Below are 11,497 nucleotides of genomic sequence, written 5' to 3'. Positions count from 1 at the left end.
TTAGCAAGGCTTATTAATTACCTTCGCTTAAATCGTCCTCACCAAGAGTCTCTTCAAGCAATCCAGCATTAATTTCGCGGAAAGCAATAGCTAAAGGCTTTTCTTGATTTTGATACTCAACTAGTGGGCCAACATTTTGAAGCAAACCTTCATTAAGCTGAGTAAAATAAGCATTAATTTGACGTGCTCGTTTTGCAGCAAATAAGGCAAGCGCATACTTGGAATCCGCATGTTGCATTAAATCATCAATCGGTGGATTCGCAAGACCAGTAGGTGTTGGCTGAGTGCCTAATGCCATAATATTCTCCAAATTCTATGGTGCCACAATAGTTCCAAAAGGCTTATTATATGCTATCGATTGGATATTGCGTAAGTTTTAACTATAAGTCGTATTCGCTTGCAATAACATTCCACAGTTCATCTGCGGCACGCTCAGCATTATCGTTCACAATAACAACATCAAACTCTTTAGCTGCAGCAATCTCAACTTTAGCGGTTTCCAAACGTTTTGCTTGCTGCTCAGGAGTTTCAGTACCACGACCAATAAGACGACGCTTAAGCTCTTCAAAGCTCGGAGGCGCAATGAACACGTACACGACTTCTAATCCAAGACGAGCTGCCTCTTGTTTTACACGCCTAGCTCCTTGCAAATCTATTTCCAACAAAGTAGGAATATCTTGCGTAAGATGATCCAAAACAGGCTGAAGAAGGGTGCCATAATGAGCCATGCCATGAACCAGCGCAGTTTCCAAGAATTCGCCATTACGCTTACGACGCTCAAATTCTTCTTCATCTAAGAACCAATAGTGAATACCATTAAATTCACCAGGTCTAGGCGCACGAGTGGTAGCAGAAACAGATAGCCAAATATGTGGATGCTTCTCACGAAGTATGCCTTCTACTGTGCCTTTACCAGCCGCAGTAGGACCCGTTAATACGATTAATCGACGTCTAGACTGCGAAACTGCAGTCTCATCCGTGGCACCCATTTGTTTACCTCTCGTTTACACACATTCGCCTGAATCAACAAGAGCCTGACGAATATCCAATGCTATGCGTTCAGTTGCAGCCGAAAGTTCACCAATATTTGGACCATGCGACGCAATCGAACGCGAAACAGTTACCAATACATTACCATGTGTACCAGCAAAAACACGCTTTAAATCGTCAGCTTCTGCACCTTGCCACCCATAACCAGGAGAAAGAATTGGACCAGTAAAACTGGTTACGTCAATTCCACCACCGTTCATCCAGTCGCCAATAGTCGCTCCAACAATTAAACCAACAGAACCCATTCCTTTAGTTTTATTGTTAAAACTTTGAGCCGTTTGAGCAATTCCGTGAGCTACAGTAGTTCCGCGGTAAGTTCCGCTTTGCCTAATAGCAGTTTGCAAACTTGCGCCTTCGCGATTAGAAGTTAGAGACGCAATAAAAACACCGCGACCGTTATTAAGAGCTTCGTTAATTAAGCCGCCCATAGAACGTGCGCCATAATAAGGAAGCAAAGTAATAGCATCAGCAAGAAGCGGAGCTCCAGGCTTAAAATATGCGTCTGCAAGCGCAGAAATAGTAGTAGACAATCCTCCATGACCGCAATCAACAATAGTAATAATATCCATTTGACGAGCGGCATACAGCACACGCTCAAGCGCTGCGAAACCCTTAGAACCATAGCGCTCAAACATGCTGGATTGGAATTTAACTGCCGCTGCCCTACCATTCATAGCTTGCAGCATGCGCATAGAAAAAAGTTCAGCTCCAAGAGCATCCATGTTGTATCCCCAATTAAGCAGCATTTTGCGATGAGGATCGATTCCAACACACAATGGTCCATATTTTGCCATAGCGTTCTTCAAACGCAAACCAAAATCGGATCGTTGCGCCTGCACTTCTTGATCACGAATGCTCTCGGTCATGTATTAAGCCCGACTTTCTTGACTTTCTGCCTGTTCAATTGCAAACAACTGCTGAGCATGTTCTTGTATGCTCATCACCTGATAATCGTTGTTCTTAACAGCTTCAATAGCCATTAATACTGGTGCGAATTCGGTAATAGTAGTGAATTGCGGAAGATCAGCTGCTACAGCTGCTGCACGAATGGCATAACCATCAGTGCGCGATCCCCTTGAATTCGGCGTATTCAATACCATATCAATCTTACCATTTTCGATAAGCTCTACAACATTCTTACCGATTCTTTCATGTGCTTTCTCACTATTTGGCATATCCTTCGCCGTGTCGCCCTGACTAGAAAGCTTATCGACAATCACGGAATCAATACCATAACGACGAAGCACAGAAGCTGTACCTTCAGTAGCCCAAATCGTAAAACCAAGCTCCACTAATCGCACTGCAAGAAGCGGAAGTTGACGCTTATCTGCATCACTTACAGACACAAACACGTTGCCGCTGGTAGGCAAACCACCCTTGTATGCTGCAAGCTGGCTCTTAGCAAAAGCATGTGGGAAGTCACGATCGAAGCCCATAACTTCGCCGGTAGAACGCATTTCTGGTCCGAGCAAAATATCAACCGTACGACCAACAGGAGTGCGGAAACGCTTGAACGGCAGCACAGAAGCTTTAATAGCAACTTGCTGACCTGGATGAATATCACCACCATCGCCTTGCGGAAGAAGAAGTCCACGCTTGCGCTGCTGTGCAATTGTTTCACCAGCCATAATTCGAGCAGCAGCTTTAGCAAGAGCAACACCAGTAGCTTTAGAAGCAAACGGAACAGTACGAGACGCTCGAGGATTTGCTTCAATTACATACAAAGTGTTTGCCATAAAAGCGTACTGCACGTTAATCAGACCGCGAACTGAGCAGCCGCGCGCAATCGAAAGCGTGCCTTCGCGAAGGCGGCGAATTTGATCGTCCGAAAGCGTGCTTGGAGGAAGAGTACAAGCAGCGTCACCAGAGTGCACGCCAGCTTCCTCAACATGCTCCATAATGCCGCCAATATAAAGCTCGTTGCCGTCGTAAAGCGCGTCAACATCAATTTCAATAGCGTCCTGAAGGAACTTATCAATCAAAAGCGGCGAAGGCAAGCGGCCAGAAACAACAGTGTCTGCTCGAGCTTCATCCAATGCGCGATCAACATACTTTGCAAGCTGAGCGTCGTCGTACACAATCTCCATTCCGCGACCGCCGAGTACGTAGCTTGGACGCACAAGAACCGGGTAGCCGATTGCGTGAGCTGCATCTTTTGCTTCCTCAAGGCTTAAAGCTGTGCCGTATCGAGGAGCGTTCATGCCTTCTTGACGAAGAACTTCGCCGAAAAGCTCACGATTTTCAGCCAAATCGATAGCCTCAGGAGTCGTTCCCAAAATTGGAACTCCTGCAGCTTTAAGACGAGCAGCAAGCGAAAGTGGCGTTTGGCCACCAAGCTGCACAATCACGCCCTTAACAGGTCCAAGCTTCTTTTCTGCTTCGTAAATTTCAAGCACATCTTCGAAAGTAAGAGGCTCAAAGTAAAGGCGGTCAGACATGTCGTAATCTGTAGAAACTGTTTCAGGATTGCAATTAACCATAATGGTGTCGTAATCCTTGCCCAATTCCTGAACAGCGTGAACGCAAGTGTAATCAAACTCAATACCCTGGCCGATTCTGTTTGGACCAGAGCCAAGGATAATCACAGCTTCGCGATCGCGCTTCTTCAACTCGCTTTCGTCAGCGTAGCAAGAATAGTAGTACGGAGTTGCTGCGTCGAACTCAGCTGCGCAAGTGTCAACAGTCTTGTAAACAGGGCGCAAACCGTAAGCCCAACGAAGCTCACGAACCATGTTTTCGCCTTCGTCGCCAAGATTACGCAAATGCGCAATCTGCACGTCCGAAAGACCAGCAAGCTTAGCACGCTTCAAAACTTTAGGAGTTAAGGTTTCAGCTTCACGAACTGCGAGCGCAGTTTCGTTAATTTGAGCCAGCTGCTCTACAAACCAAGGGTCGATTTTTGTTGCTACAAAAATTTGATCTGGCGTTGCTCCACCCCAAAGCGCGCGCTGGATTTGCAAGTAGCGATGCTCGGTTGGAGTATGCATTTCTTCAAGAAGCTTATTAACTTCTTCCTTGCTTGGACGCTCGCCATCCCAGCTAAAGCACGCGTGACGCTTGTCGATTGAGCGCATTGCTTTTCCAAGGGATTCCTGGAAGTTTCCAGCCAAAGCCATTGCTTCGCCAACCGACTTCATAGAAGTTGTAAGCGTGGTGTCTGCTCCTGGGAACTTTTCGAAAGCAAAGCGCGGAATCTTCGTTACAACATAGTCGATTGTTGGCTCGAAGCTTGCAGGAGTTGAACGCGTAATATCGTTTTGAATTTCATCCAAAGTGTAGCCTAAAGCAAGTTTCGTTGCGATTTTTGCGATTGGGAAGCCAGTTGCTTTAGATGCGAGCGCGGAAGAACGAGACACACGCGGGTTCATTTCGATTACGATAATGCGACCAGTTTGAGGGTTGATTGCGAACTGAATATTGCAACCGCCGGTATCGACGCCAACGCCTCGAATAATAGCGATACCGATATCGCGCATCTTTTGATACTCTCGGTCGGTAAGCGTAAAGCAAGGAGCTACTGTAATCGAGTCGCCAGTGTGCACGCCTACAGGATCGACGTTTTCGATTGGGCAAACAACTACGACGTTATCTTTTGCGTCGCGCATAAGTTCAAGCTCAAACTCTTTCCAGCCTTCAATGCCTTCTTCAATAAGCACTTCGTTTGTTGGAGAATAGTGAATGCCGGCTCCTGCAATGCGGTGAAGCTCTTCTTCGTTATGAGCAATACCAGAGCCCAAGCCGCCCATTGTGAAGCTTGGACGTACTACTACCGGGTATCCTAAAGTTTCAACAATTTTGTCTACTTCTTCAATCGAGTGAGCAATAAAGGATTTTGCTGACTCAGCTCCGGCTTTTTCAACGACTTTTTTGAAAAGCTCTCGGTCTTCACCGCGGTCGATTGCTTCCAAAGAAGCGCCAATAAGCTCAACGTTATATTTTTCTAGGATTCCTGCACGACCCAAATCCATTGCAGCATTAAGTGCAGTTTGACCACCAAGCGTTGGAAGAAGCGCATCCGGACGCTCCTTTGCAATAATTCGCTCCAAAATCGAAGTGTCAATTGGCTCAATATATGTTGCGTCCGCAAGTTCCGGGTCGGTCATAATCGTAGCCGGGTTAGAGTTGACCAAAATTACGCGAATGCCTTCTTCGCGAAGAACTCGGCAAGCCTGCGTTCCGGAATAATCAAACTCTGCAGCCTGACCAATAACAATCGGGCCGGAACCAATTACCATAACCGACTTAATATCAGTACGTTTTGGCATAGTAAACTTCTCTTTCCGTAAATCTTAAAATCTTACTTGCTTTTTCGAGTGTTTTCGCGCATCAATTGCACAAAACGGTCAAATAGATAGGAAGCATCGTGCGGGCCTGCTGCAGCTTCCGGATGATATTGCACTGAGAACGCTGGAATATCAAGGCATTGCAAGCCTTCTACAACATTGTCGTTCAAGTCAATATGCGAAACTAGCACGCGACCAAAGTGACCGTTTCCATAAGGAGATTGGACAGGACCGTCAAGAGGAGCGTCCACTGCAAAGCCGTGATTATGAGCTGTAACTTCCACTTTTCCGGTTGTAACGTCTTTTACAGGCTGATTAATACCGCGGTGACCAAACTTCAGCTTGTAAGTGCCAAAGCCGAGCGCGCGACCAAGCAACTGGTTTCCAAAGCAGATACCAAAGAACGGGTAGCCCGCATCCAAAACTTTACGCAAAAGCTCAACTTCACGATTTGCTTGGCCAGGATCTCCAGGACCATTCGAGAAGAATACACCGTCTGCGTTAAGAGCTTGCAGCGATTCGAAGCTTATTGAGGAGCTCACGACGTGCACACGGCAGCCGCGCTCAGCCAAACGGTGAGGAGTCATGGATTTAATACCAAAGTCAACTGCTACAACCGTGTAAAGCGGATCTTTTCCTTCAAAATCACCGCAAGGCTCAATCGTATACGTTTCTTTAGTGCTGACTTCATCCGTTAAGCGCAAGCCTTGCATTTGAGGAGTCTGCTTAATTTCGTCAACGAAAGAAGCAACGGTACGAAAAGCCCCGGTTGACGGATCAACCAGGGCCTTATTAGAAAAAATGCCGGCACGCATAACGCCTACCGAGCGTAAATGACGTACCAGCTTTCGAGTATCAATACCACTAATGCCAACGATACCTTGCTTTTGTAAATCGTCTTCCAAGGAACCTTCAGATCGCCAATTGCTAACTACTGGGCTTGGCTCCTTAACCACGTAACCTGCAACCCAAATGTGGGCAGATTCTGGATCTTCATGATTCATTCCCGTATTACCTATATGTGGGAATGTTTGAACTACGATTTGTTGATCATAACTTGGATCAGTTAATGTTTCTTGATAACCAGTCATGCCCGTGGAGAACACAATCTCAGCGCGCGTAGAACCTTGCGCACCAAAAGGCTTACCAACGTAAACCTGACCATCCTCCAACACCAATACTGCATCATCACTGCCGAATCCGGCAAAGGTGTCGTTGTAATCCACCTTAACCCCCTTATGGCTTTAGGATATTCGTGGTAAGTCTACTCAGCTTGGCGGACGGGCGACGCGCCGGCAATAAGTTATTGCGCGTTATGTGTTCTTGAGTATCGTCTATGAGTTTTGTAACTGATTTAGTTTTTTGGTTTTGACGAGGCTGGAAAAATTGTGTTTGCGTGCGTTCCGTCCTTCGTGCGCTCTGGTTGCTAAAGACGCTTATTGTGTTCGCCTATATTTAAAGAATGTAGCTTCTCAGTCCTCTTTTAGCACTGAACACAATTTTTCCAGCCTCTCAACACACTAACCAACAACACAAAACTCATAGACTCGTGCAAAAAGTTACGCAAAGTGCGTGGAATAGCGCAATAACTTACACTTTGTCTTGTAATTGATAGGAATGTTTAGCGTGGCGTAAGCAGAGCATTAATGCTAGTGTTACCCAATCAACAGAAATCGATGTCTGCGAAAATACTAACTCAACTACTCCTGAGTGTCAGCAGTAGGTTCCGCAGCCTCGTCGCTAGAGTCTTGAGATTCGCCATTAAACTTTGCCAAGCAAGCATCTTTATCTGCCATAATCGCGCTTAGTAAGCCGTGAATAAACGCAATAGCTTCGTCATCGCTATACATTTTTGCGAGCGCAATCGCCTCGTCAATAGCAACTTTATCTGGAATCTCATCGTTAAGAAGCATTTCCCACACCGCAATGCGCAAAATATTGCGATCGATAACAGCCATTCTGCCAACTTTCCAGCCAGTCGAATAGCGGTTTAGCGTCTTGTCGATTCTGTTACGTCGCTCTCCTACGCCTCGAACAATCTCAATAGCGTACTCTGGGAGCGGAGTTTGAGCGCCAGGCTCCTTAACTCGCTCCTCAAGCAAAGAAAGAATATGCTGATTCTTCTCATCCGCCTCATACAGCGTATTCAAAGCCCTTTTACGAGCGGTAGAACGTGCCATCGTAACGCCCTTCTGTGTAACGTATAAAAATTACTTAATAAAGTTGTATCAAAAAATTACGCGACCCAGCAACGAATAATCGCCACCGGGTCACTCTATAAAAATTATTGAGAAATAAATAGCTAATTTAATTAGATAACTAATTATTTTAATTAGATAATTAATTCTTTAGTTTTCACGACCAAGATAAGAGCCGTCACGAGTGTCGACCTTCACCTTTTCGCCTTCACCCACAAAGAGTGGAACCTGGATTTCAGCACCGGTTTCCACTGTTGCAGGCTTAGTACCAGCGTTAGAACGGTTGCCTTGCAAGCCTGGCTCAGTGTGAGTAATAGTCAAAATCACTGAAGCTGGAAGCTCAACGCTCAAAGGAGTACCGTCATGGAAGCTTACGATGCAGTCGGTGCCCTCAAGCAAATACTTGCTCTGCTCGCCAACTAAAACCTTAGGAATATAAACCTGGTCGTAAGTGGTCATATCCATAAAGACGAAGTTGTCGCCATCTTCGTATGAATATTGCAACGTGCGGTTATCAACGGTCTCGAACTCCATCTTCATGCCGGCATTAAAAGTCTTGTCGACAATCTTGCCCGAGAGCACGTTCTTAATGGTGGTACGCACAAAAGCAGGACCCTTGCCTGGCTTCACGTGCTGGAACTTAACGACGGTCCAAAGCTGACCGTCAAGGTTCAAAACCGATCCATTCTTAATATCATTGGTAGTCTGTGCCACGAGTTACCCGTTTCTTTCGCTAATAGGCTGCAAATTAAGCAGCTAAGAAATAAACCTTGCTTATTATGCCACAAAGTGTCAACTTATGCATTCGTGTACCGATAGCAGCGAAATTATATACTTAATAATATGAAACTTCTTGGCAATATTGTGTGGCTGATATTCGGCGGTCTCTTCATTGCTGCAAGCTGGTTACTTATAAGTTTCCTTCTTTGCATAACCGTTATTGGCGTACCATTCGGTATTCAAGCATTCAAAATGGCAAAGCTCACACTCACGCCATTTGGAAAACACGTTATTTACCGAGGCGGCACTAGCACAATTTGGAACATATTATGGATTGTATTTTTCATTGGGCCAATGCTTGCATTAGGTTATATCGTTTCAGGATTCATTTGCTGCTGCACAATTGTTGGCATTCCATTTGGCATACAATCTTTCAAAATGGCAAAACTTGCGTTGTGGCCGTTTGGTTCCGAAATTGTAGAAGATAGTTACGCACCATACATACGCAAGTAATCTGCAGCGCGCGAAGCTAATTCCTCATCCATAACTGGCTTACCGTCACTATTAGTGAGTTTTTGAGCTGCAGCGAAAATTTCGCGCACATTTGCAATTGGCAAAACTGGGAATCCAAACTCCTGCTCTACTGCTTTTACTGCAGAAAGCTCACTGTCTTTCGTGCGTTCCATTCTGTCTACTGCCAAAATCAAGCCAACAACTTGCACATTTGCTTCCGCTTTAAGCTTTGGCAAAGTTTCGCGAACTGCAGTTCCAGCAGTCATCACGTCGTCAACTAACAGAACTTTCATGCCGTCTTTTAACGGTTTTCCAACCATCATTCCGCCGTCGCCATGATCTTTTCGCTCTTTTCTATCAAAAGTAAAACCGACTGGCATATTGTGATTATTCGTTAAAGCCATAGACGTAGAAACTGCCAACGGAATGCCCTTATAAGCAGGACCGAAAACAGTGTCGATATCTTGCGGAAGTTTGCCGTCTTCGATTGCTGCAACAACGCGCTGAGCATAGTACGCGCCTAAGCTCGCGATTTTCATGCCGTCGTCAAAAGCGCCAGCGTTAATAAAATAAGGTGATTGACGACCAGATTTCAGTGTAAAGTCACCAAATTTAAGCGCGCCTGAATCAAGCAAAAACTTTGTAAAACGTTCGTCTAATTCTGCCATAATTAGCTCTCTTTCTTAAAATATTTTTAAATACTTTCTAAATAATTTCTTAAATATTTTCTAAATACTTTTTAACTACCTTTTAAATACTTAATTTCAGCGCCAAGTCTTTCCTTCGGCAAGTAAAAACGCAAGCTTTGGACGAGAATCAAGCAAATCATCAAGCTCGCGAGCAATGCGAATAGGAGCAGTAGGATCCACCAAAGCGGCAGCACCAACTTCTACAGCATTAGCGCCAGCATACAAGTATTCCAAAGCTTTTTCGCCGGAATCAATGCCGCCAATGCCAATAATTGGAATATCTGGCATAGCTTGACGAACTCTCCACACAAATCCAAGTCCAATCGGGAAGATTGCAGGGCCGGAAACGCCGCCCGTACGGTTTGCAATAATCGGCTCGCCGGTTCGAATATCAATTCGCAAACCAACAAGCGTGTTAATCATGCTAAGAGCATCCGCACCAGCGTCAACAGCAGCTTTGCAAATCGAAACAATATCCGTCACATTTGGCGTCATTTTTACAATCATTGGCTTATCTGTCATTGCGCGAAGTCGCTTAATTAAGCGGTGAAGCGCCACAGGATCCGTGCCAACGCTCATTCCGCCGTGAGTTACGTTTGGGCAGCTTACGTTAATTTCAAGCATGTCTGCAGCAGAATCTGCAAGCTTTTCAACAACTTGCGCATAATCGTCGTCACTGTGCCCTGCAACATTAGTAATAACAAGCGCTCCCATTTTCTTTAGTTTCGGAAGCTCGTCTACTAAGTAGTGGTCAACGCCAGGATTTTGCAATCCAACTGCGTTTACCATTCCAGAAGGAGACTCTGCAGTGCGCGGAGAAGGATTTCCTTCCCACGGAACAGGTGAAACGCCTTTTGTGCAAATTGCGCCGAGTTGGCTTACGTCGTAAAAGCGTCGGCAAGCTGCAAGCTGGAAAGTTCCAGAAGCTGTACCAACCATGTTTTTCCACTTAACGCCTGCAACTTGAGTTGGATGTTTCCAAACGTGGCTAGTGTCAAAGCCAAAAGTTTCAGCGGAATTTGTTGCAGAATTTGCGTTATTTACAGAATTATTTTCGGCATTATTTACAGCACTCATATTTTTTACTCCCAACCCAAACGATTCGCATCAAAAACAGGACCGTCGTTGCAAACTTTCAGCCTGCCTTCCAAAGTGTCAACAACGCAAGCAACGCAAGTTCCGTATCCGCAGCCCATACGCGCTTCTAAACTGAGCTGGCACTCAATATTTCTTTCATGCGCCCAGTGAGCTACAGCTTTCATCATAGGCAAAGGTCCGCAAGACAAAATAACCGTTGGCAAATCGTCTCCAAAATTAAGATGCTGACTTTCTTCAAGTTCGTCAAGAAGTGTAATAACAGTTCCTTCAGCATTTGTAATACTGTGTACGTCTGAAATATATTCTTTCATTAAATCATCCGCAAAACGCTTGTTACGGTAGCCAAGCACTGCCGTTACGCTAGAATCTTCACGCTTTGAAAGCGTTTGAGCAGCACACAAAATAGGTGGCACGCCCAAGCCGCCACTGACCAACAGATAATGTGCAGGTTTGGAAATATTAAAGCCAAGTCCTAAAGGTCCAAGAGCGTCAATGCTATCTCCTGGCTTAAGCTCAGCAAACTTAGCAGTGCCTTTGCCAATCACAGCAAAAATCAAAGTAAAAGTATCGCCTTCTACGCTTGCAACTCCAAAAGGACGCGGAAGCATAGCAGTTGGATCAGGGGAATACAAGTTCACAAATTGCGCAGGAGCAGCTTTTTTAGCAATCTCAGAATCTCGCAAAGTCAAACGGTACACGCCTTCGTCTAGCTTCTCATTATTGAGTACTTCTACAGCTCTACGCCCCCAAAGGCGCGAATATTTTGCATTATTGCTTTCGTCTGCAGAACTTGAGCCGGAAGAATCAAAAGCGTCTTCACGTAACGTAATTATGGCGTTTCCAGAGGCTTTTCGCGTTGGAATAAACATGCCATCACTCATGTGGTTTCCCCTACCCTTGTATGTGTTTTGTACCGTTGCGTTTTATTTTTAATTTTAATTATATT

11 protein-coding genes are annotated in these 11,497 nt (G+C 45.3%); 1 reads left to right on the top strand and 10 read right to left on the bottom strand.

The window, feature by feature from the left end:
• Positions 1–13: 13 nt before the first annotated feature.
• The 7 genes from rpoZ to efp form a co-directional block, all read right to left on the bottom strand.
• On the bottom strand, positions 14–298 hold the full coding sequence (gene rpoZ / locus HXT39_RS02110) for a DNA-directed RNA polymerase subunit omega (protein ID WP_004108619.1): 285 nt from the start codon (positions 296–298) through the stop codon (positions 14–16).
• 82 nt (positions 299–380) lie between these two features.
• Complete coding sequence (gene gmk, locus HXT39_RS02105) at positions 381–989, bottom strand: guanylate kinase (protein ID WP_012914263.1); 609 nt, start codon at positions 987–989, stop codon at positions 381–383.
• A gap of 15 nt (positions 990–1,004) precedes the next feature.
• Positions 1,005–1,916 carry an orotidine-5'-phosphate decarboxylase gene (gene pyrF, locus HXT39_RS02100; protein WP_004106386.1) on the bottom strand — a complete coding sequence of 304 codons (912 nt, stop codon included), beginning with the start codon at positions 1,914–1,916 and terminating at the stop codon, positions 1,005–1,007.
• 3 nt (positions 1,917–1,919) lie between these two features.
• Positions 1,920–5,315, bottom strand: a complete 3,396-nt coding sequence (gene carB / locus HXT39_RS02095) for a carbamoyl-phosphate synthase large subunit (protein ID WP_076002918.1) — start codon at positions 5,313–5,315, stop codon at positions 1,920–1,922.
• 32 nt (positions 5,316–5,347) lie between these two features.
• The gene (carA, locus tag HXT39_RS02090; protein WP_102703159.1) at positions 5,348–6,559 is read right to left on the bottom strand and encodes a glutamine-hydrolyzing carbamoyl-phosphate synthase small subunit; all 1,212 of its coding nucleotides are present in this window, start codon (positions 6,557–6,559) and stop codon (positions 5,348–5,350) included.
• 474 nt (positions 6,560–7,033) lie between these two features.
• Entirely contained in the window at positions 7,034–7,513 is a 480-nt protein-coding gene (gene nusB, locus HXT39_RS02085; protein WP_102155096.1) for a transcription antitermination factor NusB, read from the bottom strand.
• A 168-nt stretch (positions 7,514–7,681) separates the two neighbouring features.
• On the bottom strand, positions 7,682–8,245 hold the full coding sequence (gene efp / locus HXT39_RS02080) for an elongation factor P (protein WP_004111770.1): 564 nt from the start codon (positions 8,243–8,245) through the stop codon (positions 7,682–7,684).
• Positions 8,246–8,374: 129 nt separating this feature from the next.
• Here efp and HXT39_RS02075 point away from each other — a divergent pair, with 129 nt between their 5' ends.
• A complete protein-coding gene (locus HXT39_RS02075; RefSeq protein ID WP_102703160.1) occupies positions 8,375–8,764 on the top strand; it encodes a YccF domain-containing protein in 390 nt (129 codons plus the stop codon).
• Here HXT39_RS02075 and pyrE read toward each other — a convergent pair.
• The 3 genes from pyrE to HXT39_RS02060 all read right to left on the bottom strand — a co-directional run bounded on the left by pyrE (position 8,740) and on the right by HXT39_RS02060 (position 11,432).
• Positions 8,740–9,432, bottom strand: a complete 693-nt coding sequence (gene pyrE, locus HXT39_RS02070; protein WP_102703161.1) for an orotate phosphoribosyltransferase — start codon at positions 9,430–9,432, stop codon at positions 8,740–8,742. The genes HXT39_RS02075 and pyrE overlap by 25 nt on opposite strands.
• A gap of 96 nt (positions 9,433–9,528) precedes the next feature.
• Positions 9,529–10,530, bottom strand: a complete 1,002-nt coding sequence (locus HXT39_RS02065; RefSeq protein WP_102703162.1) for a dihydroorotate dehydrogenase — start codon at positions 10,528–10,530, stop codon at positions 9,529–9,531.
• Between the two features lie 5 nt (positions 10,531–10,535).
• Positions 10,536–11,432 (bottom strand): dihydroorotate dehydrogenase electron transfer subunit, encoded by an 897-nt coding sequence (locus tag HXT39_RS02060; protein ID WP_102703163.1) that lies wholly within the window; start codon positions 11,430–11,432, stop codon positions 10,536–10,538.
• Positions 11,433–11,497: the final 65 nt, after the last annotated feature.

Origin of the sequence: Gardnerella sp. DNF01159 (assembly GCF_049244215.1) — a bacterium.
GTDB classification, from domain to species: domain Bacteria; phylum Actinomycetota; class Actinomycetes; order Actinomycetales; family Bifidobacteriaceae; genus Bifidobacterium; species Bifidobacterium swidsinskii.
Note: the sequence above shows the minus strand (reverse complement) of the source record. Positions and strands in the feature narration are given on the sequence as shown.